Annotated in this window: 11 protein-coding genes; 4 read left to right on the top strand and 7 right to left on the bottom strand. The window is 67.5% G+C overall.

The window, feature by feature from the left end; all coding sequences use genetic code 11:
- Nucleotides 1-2: 2 nt before the first annotated feature.
- The 5 genes from LK539_RS06870 to LK539_RS06890 form a co-directional block, all read right to left on the bottom strand.
- Nucleotides 3-626, bottom strand: a complete 624-nt coding sequence (locus LK539_RS06870; protein WP_227800168.1) for a response regulator — start codon at nucleotides 624-626, stop codon at nucleotides 3-5.
- On the bottom strand, nucleotides 623-1,861 hold the full coding sequence (locus LK539_RS06875; RefSeq protein ID WP_227800169.1) for a sensor histidine kinase: 1,239 nt from the start codon (nucleotides 1,859-1,861) through the stop codon (nucleotides 623-625). Before LK539_RS06875 ends, LK539_RS06870 begins: the two co-directional genes overlap by 4 nt.
- Nucleotides 1,862-1,926: 65 nt before the next feature.
- Nucleotides 1,927-2,514, bottom strand: coding sequence for a porin family protein (locus LK539_RS06880; protein ID WP_227800170.1), 588 nt, complete (start codon nucleotides 2,512-2,514; stop codon nucleotides 1,927-1,929).
- A 95-nt stretch (nucleotides 2,515-2,609) separates the two neighbouring features.
- On the bottom strand, nucleotides 2,610-4,361 hold the full coding sequence (locus LK539_RS06885) for an allantoate amidohydrolase (protein WP_227800560.1): 1,752 nt from the start codon (nucleotides 4,359-4,361) through the stop codon (nucleotides 2,610-2,612).
- 85 nt (nucleotides 4,362-4,446) lie between these two features.
- Nucleotides 4,447-5,385, bottom strand: coding sequence for a LysR substrate-binding domain-containing protein (locus tag LK539_RS06890; protein WP_227800171.1), 939 nt, complete (start codon nucleotides 5,383-5,385; stop codon nucleotides 4,447-4,449).
- A 103-nt stretch (nucleotides 5,386-5,488) separates the two neighbouring features.
- Between LK539_RS06890 and LK539_RS06895 the strand changes: the two genes are divergently transcribed.
- Together LK539_RS06895 and LK539_RS06900 are read left to right on the top strand one after the other, a co-directional pair.
- On the top strand, nucleotides 5,489-6,724 hold the full coding sequence (locus LK539_RS06895) for a urate hydroxylase PuuD (protein WP_227800172.1): 1,236 nt from the start codon (nucleotides 5,489-5,491) through the stop codon (nucleotides 6,722-6,724).
- The gene (locus LK539_RS06900) at nucleotides 6,724-7,965 is read left to right on the top strand and encodes a M20/M25/M40 family metallo-hydrolase (RefSeq protein ID WP_227800173.1); all 1,242 of its coding nucleotides are present in this window, start codon (nucleotides 6,724-6,726) and stop codon (nucleotides 7,963-7,965) included. Before LK539_RS06895 ends, LK539_RS06900 begins: the two co-directional genes overlap by 1 nt.
- An 8-nt stretch (nucleotides 7,966-7,973) precedes the next feature.
- Here the strand turns inward: LK539_RS06900 and LK539_RS06905 are convergent, their stop codons facing one another.
- The gene (locus LK539_RS06905) at nucleotides 7,974-10,130 is read right to left on the bottom strand and encodes a hypothetical protein (RefSeq protein WP_227800174.1); all 2,157 of its coding nucleotides are present in this window, start codon (nucleotides 10,128-10,130) and stop codon (nucleotides 7,974-7,976) included.
- Nucleotides 10,131-10,262: 132 nt separating this feature from the next.
- Complete coding sequence (locus LK539_RS06910) at nucleotides 10,263-12,629, bottom strand: prolyl oligopeptidase family serine peptidase (protein WP_227800175.1); 2,367 nt, start codon at nucleotides 12,627-12,629, stop codon at nucleotides 10,263-10,265.
- A 606-nt stretch (nucleotides 12,630-13,235) separates the two neighbouring features.
- On the opposite strand from LK539_RS06910, the gene LK539_RS06915 reads away from it, so the two are divergent.
- Entirely contained in the window at nucleotides 13,236-13,880 is a 645-nt protein-coding gene (locus LK539_RS06915) for an ANTAR domain-containing response regulator (protein ID WP_227800176.1), read from the top strand.
- A 24-nt stretch (nucleotides 13,881-13,904) separates the two neighbouring features.
- Nucleotides 13,905-15,047 carry a CmpA/NrtA family ABC transporter substrate-binding protein gene (locus LK539_RS06920; protein WP_227800177.1) on the top strand — a complete coding sequence of 381 codons (1,143 nt, stop codon included), beginning with the start codon at nucleotides 13,905-13,907 and terminating at the stop codon, nucleotides 15,045-15,047.
- Nucleotides 15,048-15,118 lie beyond the last annotated feature (71 nt).

Here is a 15,118-nt window from a genome sequence, read left to right on the forward strand (position 1 = left end):
CTTCAGATCAGACTTAGCTCGATCCCCCGCAGGACGGCACGCACGCGGTCGCGCACGCCTAGCTTCGACAGGATGCTGGAGACGTGATTCTTCACGGTGCCTTCGCTCGAGCCCAGGTGGGCGGCGATTTCGGCATTGCTCAATCCCCCGGCCACCAGGGCCAAGACTTCGGTCTCGCGTTGCGTCAGCACGCCGGGGATGGCCGCCGTGCCCCCGCGCGCGAAGGAGGAGCGGACGCGTTCCGTCAGCGCGGGCCGGAACAGCGTGCCGCCGGCCGCAACCTGCCGGATGCCCTCGGCCAGGCGCTCGAGCGAGATATCCTTGAGCACGAAGCCGCGCGCACCGAGGCGCATGGCCTCGAACATGGCGTCTTCGTCGTCGAAGGTGGTCAGCATGATCGTCGGCGGCAGGGTGCAAGCGGGTTCCCGCAGCAGCTCGATGCCGCCGCAGCCGGGCATGCGCACGTCGAGCAGCAGGACGTCCGCGCCGGCCTGCGCCAGCACCTGCCTGGCCTTCACCCCGTCCTCCGCTTCCGCGACGACGCGGATGTCGTCCGTCAGCGCGAGCAGGCCGTGGATGCCGCTGCGCACCAGGGTCTGGTCGTCGACCAGCACCACGCGGATCACGCCGCCACCTCCCGCGGGGGCAGGCGCAGCTCGAGCGCGAAGCCGCCGCCGGCAGGGGCGCCGTAATGCAGCCCGCCGCCCAGGTCGGCGAGCCGTTCGCGCATGCCGCGCAGGCCATTACCTTCGGCCAGGGCGGCGTTTCCATGCCCGTCGTCGGCCACCCGGAGCACGGTGGCGCCGTCCTGCAGCGCCAGCGCGATGTCGAGCCGGCGCGCATGCGCGTGGCGCAGGGCGTTGGTCACGGCTTCCTGGATACAGCAGAACAGGGCGTGCGCGACGGGCGCCGGATGGCGGGCGGCCGCGGGATCGACGTGCAGGCCGATCGCCAGCCCCGGGATGCCGTCGCACAGCAGGCGGATCGCCTGTTCCAGGTCGATATCCTGGTCCTGGCGGCTGCCGGAGACGACGTTGCGCACCTGGGCTAGCAGCTGGCCGCCGGCGTCGCGCGCCGTGATGAGGGCGGGCGGCGCGGCTTCGCGCGATTGGCGCAGCGCCAGGTCCAGGTGCAGGTTTAGGGCGGTGAGGTGGTGGCCGACCGCATCGTGCAGGTCACGTGCGATGCGCAGGCGCTCGGCGCCGCGCACCGTTTCGGCCAGCAGCGACCGGGTCGCCAACATCTGCGCGTGCGCCGTGGCCAGCGCACGGCGCATCCGGTGTTCGCGCAGGACCAGGCGGGCGGCGATGAAGCCCGCCGCCGCGATGGTCCGTTCGGCCGAAACATAGGCGAGGAGTGACCAGCGCGGCGCTTCACCCAGGCGGACGCCCAGGTCCAGCACCAGCAGGGTGTCCACCGCAACGCCCGCCAGGTACTGCGCCAGCAGCATCCACAGACCGTGGCGCCAGGGCAGCAGCAGGCCGAGATGGGCGGCGACGAGCACGTGCAGCGCGATCGAATCGAGCAGCACCGCGCAAGCGACCAGCAGGCCGAGGAAGACCAGGCGGCGCCGCGGCGTCCTGGCCACGCAGGCGGCGCCCGACAGCAGGGCGAACAGGGCGCACCCCGCCGCCTTGGCTGCCACGAACAGCTGGAAAGCCAGGGGCACATGGGACGGGCTGATATCGCCGCGCCAGTCGCCAGTGAGGGCGACTGCCGCCAGGCCGAGCGGATTATGCAGGGAGATGCGGCCGGCCAGCGCGGCCGCGACGTCAAGCCCGCCGAACAGCAGTGCGGCCGTGACGGCGATGATCCAGGGCGGAACAGTGGGCAGCTTGCTGGCGGTCGGCTCTTGCGTCATGAACTCATGGATTGAAAAGGGTGCTGCATTCTAGCGGATGGCCGCGCGGCGCCCGGCCATCCCCGTCAGAAGCCGAAGCGCAGACCGGCCTGCAGCTGCCGCTGGCTCAGCTTGACGTCCTTCTCGCGCACGGTGCCGTAGTGTTCGAATTCGAGCGTAGCGGCGACATTCTCCGTCAGCTTGTACGAGGCGCCGACGCCGAACATCGGCTTGGTGTCGCTGACCGTACCGTCAAGCTGGCCGGCGTTCGACATCTCGAAGCGGCTGTGCGCCACGCCCAGCTTGGCGTGCAGCGACACCTTGTCGCTGACGGCCACCGAGCCTTTCACGGCCGCGTAGAGAGCGCGCGATGCCAACCGTGGATCCTGGGCGGTGTCGAACATGTCGCGGTCGAATTTGTACCTGCTCGCCACGCCTGCGTAACCGGCTTCCAGCGCCAGGTGCTCGCTCAGTGCGAGTCCGCCATACAGCTTGACGCGCAGGGGATGGTTCTTGCTGCTGAAGCGTTCGCCCTCGGGGTTCTCAAGGGTCGACTTCGACTGGCCGGTTGCGATGCCGGCATAGAAGCGGGTGTCGTCCGGCCCGGCCGCGTGCGCGGACAGGCTGGCGAACAATGGCAGGGCGAGGAGGATTGCAGAGACGCGTTTGTTCATGTGGCTTTTCCGATCAATGTGGTCCGCTGCGTCACCGAGATGCAGCGTGTACCCCTATTGTCGGGATGCGGCGCGCCGGCCGCATGTGCCATTCGTCATGCGTATGTGTAACGTCGCAGGAAGTCCAGCAGCACCTCGCCCGCGATCTCGGCATCGTCCGCCGTCATGGTCTCCAGCGGATTATGGCTGATGCCGCCATTGCCGCAACGGGTGAACAGCATCGCCACTTCCGTAACCTTGGCCATCTCCATGGCATCGTGGCCGGCGCCGGACAGCAGGTCGAAGCGCGGCAGGCCGGCCGCTTCGATGGCGGCGCCGAGGCCGTCCATCAGGCGCGGCGCGCAGGGAGCGGCGTCGGCCTCGACCAGCTTCCACAGCTTTTCCTCGATGCCGCGCCGGGCGCAGATGGCGCTCAGCCCCGCCAGGATATCGTCTACTGCCGCCAGGCGCTCCTCGTCGCTGGCCGCGCGGATATCGAGCGACAGCCGGCACTGGCCGGGGATCACGTTGACCGAACCGGCCGGCACTTCGAGCTGGCCGACCGTGCCGACCAGCGAGCCGCGGCCGCTGCAGCGCTGCTCGACCAGCAGCACGATCTCGGCAGCCGCTGCGGCGGCGTCACGCCGCATGCCCATCGGCGTGGTGCCGGCATGGCTGGCCACACCAAGCAGTTCGACCAGGTAACGCGAGCTGCCGGCAATCGCCGTGACCACGCCCACGGGCAGGCCGCGCCCCAATAGAACCGGTCCCTGTTCGATATGGACCTCGACAAAGCCCAGCAGCGTGGCAGGATCGCGCGCGATCGCGGCGATGGCCGCCGGGTCGTGGCCAGCAGCCTGCAAGGCGTCGCGCATGCTGACGCCCTCGCTGTCCTGCTGGTCCAACAACGCCGGCTTGAAGCGCCCTGTGATCGCGCTGCTGCCCAGGAAGGTGCTGCGAAAGCGCACGCCTTCTTCTTCCGCAAAGCCGATCACCTCCAGGTGGAAGGGCAGGCGCTCGCCCCGCTGGTTCAGGTGGCGCACCAGGGAGATCGGCAGCAGGATGCCGAGCCGGCCGTCGTACTTGCCGCCCTTACGCACCGTGTCGTAGTGCGAGCCCGTGAGCAGGGTCTTGGCATCCGCCTGGGCCGCCGCATAGCGCCCAACCACGTTGCCGACCGCGTCGATGTGCACTTCCATGCCGGCCTCGATCATCCAGTCGCGCAGCTGCTGTGCGCTGCGCTGGTGGGCCGTGGTCATGTAGGCGCAGGTCAGTCCATCCTCATCGTCGCTGATGGCGCCGAGCGTTTCGGCCCAGTCCATCACCTGCGGCCCGAAGCGCAGCTGCACGCCCAGCAGTTCGTTCAGGCGGATCTCCGCGATGCGGTGCACCTGGCGCAGGCACTCAAGCATCTCATCAGGACGGGTGTTCTTCAGGCGCCGCGCGAACGTGGCGATGATGGCGGCGCGCGTGAGGCCGCGTCCCGTCGGTCCCTTCACCGCCAGGATGAAGGGAAAGCCGAATTTCTCGCTGTACCGGGCATTGAGTTCGTGCAGCCGGGCGTATTCATCCGGACTGCAGCGGTTCAGGCCGGACGCGGCCTGCTCGCCCGTCGATTCCGCCGTCAGCTCGCCCGCGATGGCTGCCTTGCCGGCCAGCTCAGGGTGGGCGCGCAGCAGCGCCAGCTGCTCGTCCTCGTCCGCCTGCGTCACCACCTCCTGCAGGGCCAGCTTGAGCGCAGCCAGGCTGGCAAAGGGGCGCTTGCCGGCCGCGCGCTCGGCGATCCACCGAGAGTGTTCATAGATGCCGCGCAGCGCCTCGACGAAGGCGCTGGCTTCGCAAGTATTCAGGTCGGACAGGGTAGTCATGGTATGCATCGCCTCATTCGAGTCCATGATGATAAATCCTGCAAGCCTCCAGCTTATACGCGCGGGCGCATAGCCGGTATTGCGCTTACTTCGGTACCAGCGCCCGCGCCGCGGCGCTTACCTGGTCGCGCAGCCATTTGTGCTCGGACGACTGGTGCACGCGCTGGTGCCACAGCTGGTAGAAGCGCATCGGCGGGAACTTGATCGGCACCGCGAAGCTTTTCAGGGGCAGCGTGCGTTCGTAGAAGCGGATGAACTGGCGTCCGGTCGTGAGCACCAGGTCGCTCTGGGTCAGCATGTAGGGGATCACGCCGAAATAGGGCGACTCGACCGCCACCTTGCGCTGCATGCCCATGCGGTCGAGGTGGGCGTCGATCACGCCGTGGTAACCGGGCAGCATCTGCGAGGGCGCCACGTGCGGCAGCGACAGGTAGTCTTCGACCGTCATGCCGTCGGCCGCGGTGCGCCGTGCGTACGGGCTGTCGGCGCGCATGGTGCAGATGATCGGGTCTTCGAACAGCTTGGACATGTGCAGGTGCGCGGGCGGCTCGTCCCAGTTGGCGATCACCAGGTCCATCTCGCCGTCGGACAGCATGCGCAGGTAGTCCAGACCCGGGCCCAGGCTGTGGATCACCACCTTGCTGTTGGGCGAACCGCGGCGCAGGGCGGCCACCACGCCCGGCAGGAACTGGGTGTCGAGGTAGTCGGGCGCGGCGATGTGGAAGGTGCGCGTCGCTTCTTCCGGCACGAAGGGCGACTTGCGCACGAACAGGCTCTCGGCTTCGTCCAGGATGCGCTTGGCCGGCTTCATGAGGCTCTCGCCGTGCTGGGTCGGCACCATGCCGCGCGCACCGCGCACCAAGAGCGGGTCGCCGGTCAGCTCGCGCAGTTTGCGCAGCGAAGCCGAGATCGATGGCTGCGGCTGGTTCAGCTTGAGGGCGACGCGCGACACGTTCTTCTCCTGCAGCAGCAAATAGAGGATGCGGATCAGGTGCAGGTCGAGGTGCTGGGGCAGGCTGGCCATGGGCGCGTATATCAATACAGATATGTTGAATATACGCTAAATTTCATGTTGCAGAAAATGAAATCAAGCTATCTTCGAGGGATACTCAATAAGGACGCCTCCTATGGATGGTTTCGGATATCTCGGCCCGTATGCTTTGGAATGGTTCAACATGCTGGTGCGCTGGCTGCACATCATCACGGGCATCGCCTGGATCGGCGCCTCCTTCTACTTCGTCTGGCTCGACAACACAATCCGCCCGCCGGCGCCGGGTTCGGAGCTGGCGAAGAAGGGCGTCGCAGGTGAATTGTGGGCCGTGCACGGCGGCGGCTTCTACAACCCGCAAAAGTACCTCGTGGCGCCCGCCGAGCTGCCAAAGGAGCTCCACTGGTTCAAGTGGGAGGCCTATTCCACCTGGCTGTCGGGCTTCGCGCTGCTGGTCATCGTCTACTACCTGAATGCGCAAGCCATGATGGTCGACCGCAGCGTGGCGGACCTCACCAGCTGGCAGGCGGTCGGCATCGGATTGGGAAGCCTGGTCGTCGGCTGGATCGTCTACGACCTGCTGTGCCGCTCCCCGCTGGGCAGGCACGATCTGGCTTTCGGCCTCACCATCTTCGCCTTCCTGGTGGCCAGCAGCTATGTGCTGACGCACCTGCTCAGCGGCCGCGCCGCCTACCTGCACGTGGGGGCGATGATCGGCACCATGATGGTGGCGAACGTGGCGATGCTGATCATTCCCGGCCAGCGCAAGATGGTCAAGGCCATGCTGGCGGGCCAGAAGCCGGACCCGATCCACGGCATCAAGGCCAAGCAGCGCAGTGTTCACAACAATTACTTCACGCTGCCGGTGCTGTTCATCATGATCAGCAACCACTATGCGATGACCTACCGCCACGAATACTCATGGGCGGTGCTGGGCGTGATCATGGCGGCCGGTGTGCTGATCCGCCACTTCTTCAACCTGCGCCACAAGGGCCGCATCGAGTGGAAGTACCCGGCGGCGGGCGTGGCGCTGCTGGCGCTGCTCGCCTTTGCCATTGCGCCAAAGGCGCCGGCAGGGAGCCAGGCCGCGGCGGGGCAGGACGAGGCGGCGCGCTTCGCCCAGGTCCGCACCATCATCGACCAGCGCTGCGTGTCCTGCCATGCGCAGCAGCCGACCCAGCCGGGCTTCGCGACGGCGCCGGGCGGCGTGATGCTGCACACCCCCGAACTCGTGAGCCAGAACGCCCAGCGTATTTACCAGCAGACGGTGCAGCTGAAAGCGATGCCGCTGGCGAACCTTACCCACATGACCGATGCCGAACGGGCGCAGGTCGGCGCCTGGTTCGAAACCGGCGCAAAAACAGGACAGAAATAATGAACGACCAGCGACAGCAACAGCTCCTGGAATGGATCGACGCGCACTTCGACGAACAGGTCGGCTTCCTGCAGCAGGTGATCCGCATCCCGACCGACACGCCGCCGGGCAACAACGCGCCGCACGCGGATGCGGTGGCGCAGATGCTCGCGCAGTACGGCTGGAACGCCGAGAAGCACGCGGTACCTGAACAGGAGGTGCGCGACTATGGCATGGCGAGCATCACCAACCTGATCGTGCGCCGCCCCTACGGCCCGGGAGGCCCGACGCTGGCGCTGAATGCGCATGGCGACGTGGTGCCGCCGGGCGAGGGCTGGACCAGGCCGCCCTACGGCGCCGAGATTCACAATGGCGCCATCTACGGCCGCGCCGCGGCGGTATCGAAAAGCGATTTCGCCACCTATGTGTTCGCGGTGCGCGCGCTGGAAGCGCTGGGCCTGCCGCTCAAGGGCGCGCTCGAGCTGCACTTCACCTATGACGAGGAATTCGGCGGCCTGCTCGGCCCGGGTTGGCTGCTGGAGCAGGGGCTGACCCGTCCCGACTACGTGATCGCGGCCGGCTTCAGCTACAACATCGTCACCGCCCACAACGCTTGTTTGCAGCTGGAGATCACGGTGCACGGCAAGGCCGGTCACGGCGCGATGCCGGAGACCGCGGTGGACGCGCTGCAGGCCGCCACCCGCATCCTGAACGCGATCTACGGCCAGCTGCCGGAACTGAAGAAGATCAAGTCCGGCGTGCCGGGCATCGATTCACCCACCATGCTGGTCGGACGGATCGACGGTGGCACCAACACCAACGTGGTGCCGGGCAAGGTGGTGATGAAGATGGACCGCCGCATGATCCCGGAAGAAGACCCGGTGGCGGTGGAAGCGCAGGTGCGCGCGCTGATCGAGGATGCGGTGGCGGGCATGCCGGGTATCCGCCTGGAGATCCGGCGCCTGCTGCTGTCGCACGCCTTGCGCCCGCTGCCCGGGTCCGACAAGCTGGTGGCCAGCCTGCAGCGCCACGGCCGCGCCGTCATGGGCGAAGAGATCACGGCCCAGGGCACGCCGCTGTATGCGGACGCGCGCTTGTACGGCGAGCGCGGCATTCCGGCGGTGCTGTACGGCGCCGGGCCGCGCACGGTGCCCGAATCGAACGCCAAGAAGGCCGACGAGCGGCTGGTGTTGGACGACCTGCGCAAGGCTACCAAGGTGGTGGCGCTCACGCTGCTCGACTTCCTGGCGCAGTCCGAGTAAAGGCTGCCTCAGCGCGGCACGATGGCGAACTGCGGGCCGTTGCCGTAGTCCGGCTTGACGCTGCGCGCCATGAAGCGTTCCCACGCCTTGCGTCCGTCGTCGCCTGCGACGGCGGCGCTGTAGGCGAGCGCCGGCTGCATGTTCGACGGGTAGCCCACCACGCTGGTGGAGTAGCCGGTCATTTCGCCCACGGCCAGCTTGAGCGCCGCCGCCATGTCTGCGCCGGCGCAGGGCAGGGCAAGGAACTCGGGGGCGTGGCTGGCGCGGTAGGCCTGGGCATAGTTGCGGTAGAACGGGCTGCCTGCGCTGTCGCGCACCTTCAGGTCGTAGATCGCGCCATCGATCCAGCACGCGTCCGGATCGACCATGCGCGCGACCGGGAACCTGGCCTTCCACTTCAGCAGCGGCAGGGCCTTGTCGAAGCCGAGTTCCGCTGTCATGCCGACGGCCGCGGTGAAGAAATCGTCCTGCCACGGCGCCAGCGCGGTGCCGTTCTTGTAAACGACCGCGTAGCCATCGACGACGACACCCAGCGCGTTGGCCTGGGGATTGTCGGTGTAGTGCGCGTTGTACCAGGCCAGGTTGCTGTCGACGATGTGCCTGAAATGCTTTTTCAGCGGATCGTCGTCCGGCGTGATATAAGCGGCGCGCGCCAGCGTGCGCAGGCCCCAGGCCTGGCCGCGCACCTGGTCCGGCTTGAGCAGCCCCTTGTCGAATTCGCGGTAGTAGGGATTCGACGAGAAGGCGTTGTACATCGCCCAGAACTGCAGTTCTTCGAGATAGTAATGGTCGCCGGTGACCAGATAGGGGAGATAAGCCAGTTCCGGCTGGTGCGGCACGTCGTGCAGGTTCGGGCTGTCGCAGCTGCCCGGCGTCTCGCAACCGCGGAAACCTTCGGACTTGCCGGTGGCCGGATTGATGGCGTCGCCGGGGCGGCCCAGGATCGTCATGTAGGGAAAGTCGCGCACGCTCACCGGCCGTCCGCTGCGCTTGTCCCGGAAGTGCGCGGAGAAGCTGCCGGCCAGGTCGCCCGTGCCCAGCGTGACCTTCCTGGCCCGCGCATCGGCGCTCAGCAGGTACATCGCCGCCCATCCCGGGAGCAGGCCGATGTCGGCGCGCCCGCCCGTGGTTCCCATCGCAGGCAAGGCTTCACCGGTGCCCATCGGTTCGGTGCGGGGGCCGTGCCAGCGCGCCTGCATGTCGGCCAGGGCCGATTCCGCCACCAGCACCGTGGGGTCGTAGTTCGGGATCGCGCGGCTGGCCATCAGGTCCTGCATGCTGGGATGCACGTCGACGCCCGGATCGCCGCCGACCCAGAACACCTTGCGCCAGCGCGTGTGGTGGTAGTGGTTCAGGCCGGGCCGCGTGTACACGGCAGCGCCATCGAGCGCGATCTGCGCGTCGTAGGTGAAGTTCCTGGCCCCCGGCTCGAAAGCCCAGGCGTTTTCGACGGTGATGTCGACCCTGGTTCGCCTGGCCCCGGGATAGGTGCGCAGCGCGAAGCGCGCCACGAGCTGCGGATGCTCCTCGCCGCCGGCACTGCGCAGCGGCACGGCGGCGTGCCACTCGTGTGCGATGGGGCCAGCCAGCCAGCTGTCCCTGGGCGGCTGCGCAGGGCGCCGATCGAGCGTGGCGCTGTAGCGCTTGCCGTCGATGGTGGCGCTGACCACGGCATCGACGGCCGGCCGCTCCGTTTCCGGCGCGGCGCTCGTGTGCGCATTCGGGGCCGCTCCCGCGAACAGGCCGAGCGCCACCGGCTTGCGCGCTTCCGGCCGCGCGACCAGTGCCGAGATCACTGCGTGCCGCACCGACCCGTCGGGGTGGGTCGCCTTGACGTCCATTTGAAGGGGGATTGTTCCGGCGGCGGTCCTGCCGTGCAGCGAAGTGCCGGGTTGGAGGACGCCAGGCGCAAACACTTGTCCGAACGAGACCGGAACCGCTTCGCCGGCCGCGGCGCCGCCCGTGTTCTCCACGGTGGCCGTGGTGAGGCTGCCCTCGATCCGCTTCACCAGGTTGGGCGTGGCGCTGCCGTAGCGGGCTTCCACCACCTTGCGGGCGTCCAGGCCGCCTCCTGCCGGCAGGCCGGTAAAGACCTGGATCTCGGCGTGGGCGGTGCCGGCGGCGAGCAGGAAGGCGAGCATGATTGGTACGCGGAAGGCGGACATGGCGGCTCCGGGGAGGATAGGGTGAAAGGCTGGCATGCCGTATGGTAGCGCCTGGCGCATGCGCGCTGCGTTCACGCTCAAGCAACAAGGGCGCCCGCAGGCGCCCTTGCAATCACGGCGGTATCGCGTCGCTTACTGCTTGAGCGTGCGCTCGAACAGCTGGTAGATGCGGCGGTACTGGTCGTACCAGGCTTCCGGCTGCACATAGGCGTGGCGCTCCAGCGGGTAGCTGGCCAGTTCCCAGTTGTCCTTTTTCAGCTCGATCAGGCGCTGGGCCATGCGCACCGAGTCCTGGTAGAACACGTTGTCGTCGATCATGCCGTGGGCGATCAGGAGATGGCCCTGCAGCTTGTCGGCGTACTCGATCGGCGACGAGATCCGGTAGGCCTCCGGGTCGATGTCCGGCGTGTTCAGGATGTTCGCGGTGTAGCCATGGTTGTAGGTCACCCAGTCGGTCACCGGGCGCAGCGCGGCGCCCGACTTGAAGGTCTCCGGTGCGCGCATCAGGGCCATGAAGGTCATGAAGCCGCCGTAGCTGCCGCCGTAGACGCCGACATTCTTGGCGTCGCCCTGGTGCTGGCCCACCATGTAGTTCACGCCGTCGATGTAGTCGACCAGTTCCGGGTGGCCCATCTGGCGGTAGATCGCGGTGCGCCACTTGCTGCCGTAGCCCTTGGAGGCGCGGTAGTCCATGTCGAGCACCACATAGCCCTTCTGGACCAGCAGGTTGTGGAACATCTGCTCGCGGAAGTAGTTCGGGTAGCGCTTGCTGACGTTCTGCAGGTAGCCGGCGCCGTGCACGAACATCACGACCGGATACTTCTTGCCCGGCTCGAGCTGGGCCGGGCGGTACAGCTTGGCCCAGACCGGATCGCCGCCGGCGCTCGAGGGCACCGCCACGTATTGCGGCTCGACCCACTGGCGCGTCTTGTACTCGGCGGTACGGGTGTCGGTCAGCTTGCTCGCCGCGCCGCCGCTCACAGGCACCATGGCGATCTGCACCGGAGTGTAGCTGCTCGACCAGTGAACCAGCAGCTTCTTCTCGTCCGGCGACAGGGTGAAGCGTTCGACGCCGTCCAGGTTCGTGACTTCGCGCACGGCGCCGTCCTTCGCGTTGACGGCGCAGACTTCGTAGTCGCCCGGGGTGGCGCGGTTGCACATCACGTAGGCGACGCTGCCGTCATGCGACCAGCGCACGTCCGAGGCTTCCCACTTGCCCGAGGTCAGGGCACGTGGGGCGCCACCTTCTGCCGGCTGGGTGTACAGGTGCGAATAGCCGCTTTCCTCGGACAGGTACCACAGGGTGCGGTTGTCCGGCAGCCAGCCGAATTCGTTGTTGTCGTAGTTGACCCATGCGGTGTCGCTCAGGCGGTGCAGCGGCTTGAGTTTCGCAGCCTGCAGGTCGACGGTGGCGATCCAGCGGTCCTTGTTGTCCACCGAACGCAGCATGACGGCGACATTGGCGCCGTTCGCGCTCCATTCGATGGCGTCGGCGCCTTCGAGCACGCGCACCGGACGGCTGCCCTTGAGCGGCTCCTTCTTGGCAGCGGCGCGCAGCTCGGCCAGCGGGTCGACATTGACGCCGGGGAGGACGTCGAAGGACAGGTCCTGCACCTTGTTGGTGCGCAGGTCGACCAGCTTGAGTGCGTGCGGCGCCGGCGTGTTGCGGCCCACGCGCGGACGCTGGTCGTCGAATTCCTCGTAGCCCGATTCGGTCACATAGCGCGGCATCTTGCCGATGCGGCCCTTGTCGGCGCCTTTCGGTGCGGTGACCACCAGCAGCCAGCGGCCGTCGGGCGACAGCACGCTGCCTTCGATCGCGACCTTCTCGCCCAGGTAGATCGGGGCCGGGGGCAGGGTCGGGTCGGCGCGGCGCTGCTCGTTCATGCGCTCGCGCAGGGCGTCGCGTTCGTCCTTCTGGCGCTTGAGGGTGGCGATCAGGCGCAGCTGCTGGTCGCGCAGCGGATCGTCCTCGTTCACGGCCGGGTCCTTGGCAGCGCGCGGCAGGGCGACCGGGCCCACCACGCGGGTGGCGCGGTCCCAGCTGTACCAGTCGGTGCCGATGCGGTACTGGACGCTGCGCTCGTCGCTCGCATACTGCGGCGACTCGAGACGATTGGCGCCGCGCGTGATCTGCACCAGCGCGCCGCTGCGCAGGTCGCGCTCGAACAGGTCGCCGTTACGCAGCATCAGGACACGGGTCTGGGCCGGGTTGTAGACCACGTCGGCGCCGTCGATCCTGGCGGCTTCGACATCGCTCACCAGCTTCGGCTTGCCGCCTTGCGCCACCTGCCAGGTGTCGCGGATCGGCGAGCCGGTGCGCTTCTGCTTGTAATACACCTGCTTGCCGTCCCAGCTGAACCAGGCGGTTTCCACCGGAGTGCCGATCCAGTCGGGGTGGGACATGGCCTGGTCGAGGGTGATGGGCGTGGAGGCCGCCGCCGGCAGGGCAAGCAGGGCGAGTTGTGCCGCGAAGATTGTGAGTGCTGGTAGTCGCATCGTGTTCTCAGTGCTGAGTGAAAGGGAATTAGCTTTCTTGCCAGAAAATGCGCTTTGCATTCTAGCTCAGCATGTGGCCCTGCGGGGGAGGGATGCGGAGAATGATTAGACCAAAAAACAATGCGCCGGCGTACGTATGTACGGCCGGCGCATGCATGTCAGTACAGCTGTTGCGTCGCAGCGCGTCAGGCTGCCTCGCCCGATTCGCGCGACGGGCGCAGGAACAGGGCAAGACGAATGACCAGTCCGGCGAGGGCGCAGACGATGAGGACGGTTTCAAGTGTGGTCATGCTCAGCCCCGGACGACCGGCGCCCAGCCGCCGTGGGCGGCGTAGAGTTCGATCGAAAAGCTGCGCAGGGCGGCGGCGGCATTGCTGAAGAAGCGGCGGGTGACGGCCATGTGGCTCTCCTGTAAAGACTGTGATGTTGCGGTGCAGTATAGGGAAGTCCGAGCCATAAATAAACTTTAGATTTGTGATTCCAGCGATGCTTGGCGTGAATAATTGACGATCTATCTCGGCGACTGATATTTACGTCGCGAATGTCTCATTGTTGCCACTGTGAATGATTGGGGCAGCTGGTGCGCTTCTTGCATGCAATACCGGCATGACTTTTCCCGGCTGTGCATCTCCCCTCCTGCGCATCGTCGTCGTGAATCCCGCCAGCACGCCTGGCGAGGAACGCGATGCCGTGCTTGCCGAGCAGGCGCGCCGCAGCGCCGCGCTGCGCATCGGCCTGCTCGAATCGGGCTACGACCTGGTCGCCTCGCTGCCGGCCGACGTGTTCCTGCCCGAGCGGATCGCGCAGCTGCAGCCGGACATGATCATCGTCGACAGCGAGTCGGACGCGCGCGACGTCCTCGAACACATCGTGATCGCCACCCGCGACGCGCGCCGGCCCATCGTGCTGTTCACCGAAGACGATGCGCCGGCCAGCATGGATGCGGCGCTGGAGGCGGGCGTCTCGGCCTATATCGTGGCCGGCCTGCAGGCCGAACGCGTCAAGCCGGTGCTGGACGTGGCGCTGGCGCGCTTCCGGCGCGAACAGAAGCTGCTCGACGAGCTCGCGGGCACGCGCCAGAAGCTGGCCGAGCGCAAGCTGGTCGACCGCGCCAAGGGCCTCCTGATGACGCGCTACCGCTTGAGCGAGGAGCAGGCCTACCAGCGCCTGCGCAGCATGGCCATGAACAAGAACATGAAGCTGGCGGAGATCGCGCAGCGGCTGATCGACGTGGAAGACCTGCTCGGTTAGCCACCCAAGGAGAACAGGAAGATTATGGCAGGCATTGCGACAACCGGCGCCTGGGCGGCCGGCTCGGACCGACCGGAAAAGCGCAGCGTGCGGATCGGCTTCATGCCGCTGGCGGACTGCGCGCCGGTGGTGATGGCGTCGGTGCTCGGCTTCGACGAACAGTATGGCGTGCGCTTTGAACTCAGCCGCGAGCTGTCCTGGACCGGCATGCGCGACCGCCTGGTGGGCGGCGAGATCGATGCGGCCCATGTGCTGTATGGCCTGCTGTACGGCCTGCAGATGGGCATCGGCACGCGGGCGCGCCAGATGGCGGTCCTGATGAACCTGAACCAGAACGGCCAGGGCATCACGCTGTCGCGCAGCCTGGCCGCCCAGGCGCCGGACGGTGGGGCGCTGGCCCGGCTGGTGCGCGGCGGAGGAATGCGACCCACCTTCGGACATACCTTCCCGACCGGGAATCACGCGCTGTTCCTGTACTACTGGCTGGCCACGGCCGGCATCGATCCTTTCGTAGACTGCAAGCTGGTCACGGTGCCGCCCGGGCAGATGGCGGCAAGCCTGGCGGCCGGCCACCTGGACGGCTTCTGCGCGGGCGAACCCTGGGGCCAGCGCGCGGTGCGCGACGGCGCCGGCCTGCTCGCCGTGTCGAGCGAAGCGATCTGGCCCGACCATCCGGGCAAGGTGCTGGGCGCCAGTGCCGATTTCGCGGCCGCCCATCCGCACACCTGCCGCGCCATGATCGCGGCGCTGCTGGATGCCGCGCGCTGGCTGGATGCCTCGCGCAGCAACCGCGAAGCGGCGGCCGAAGTGCTGGCCAGCCCCGCTTACGTGGGCGCGGGCAGGGACGTGCTGCAGCTCTGCCTGGCGGGACGGACAAACATCGGCGCGGCCTGGCGCGGCCATAACGGCTTGCGCTTCTTCGCCGACGGGCAAGCCACCTTCCCCTGGCTGTCGGACGGCATGTGGTTCCTCACCCAGCAGCGGCGCTGGGGCCTGTTGCAGAGCGACCCAAGCTGGCTGTCCGTAGCGCGCGAGGTGAACCGGATCGACCTGTATACAGACGGCGCGGCGCTGGCCGGCGTGGACGTCCCGGCTGGCGTAATGCGCCGCTCGACGCTGATCGACGGCCGTGTCTGGGACGGCAGCGACCCGGTCGGCTTTGCCTGAATCGGTGCGCCGCTGCGCCTCATTTGCGGGCATGTTGCACCGCAATGTAGCGCGCCGGCGGCAGGAGGCCG

The organism is Massilia sp. IC2-476 (assembly GCF_020707295.1).
Lineage (GTDB): Bacteria > Pseudomonadota > Gammaproteobacteria > Burkholderiales > Burkholderiaceae_D > Telluria.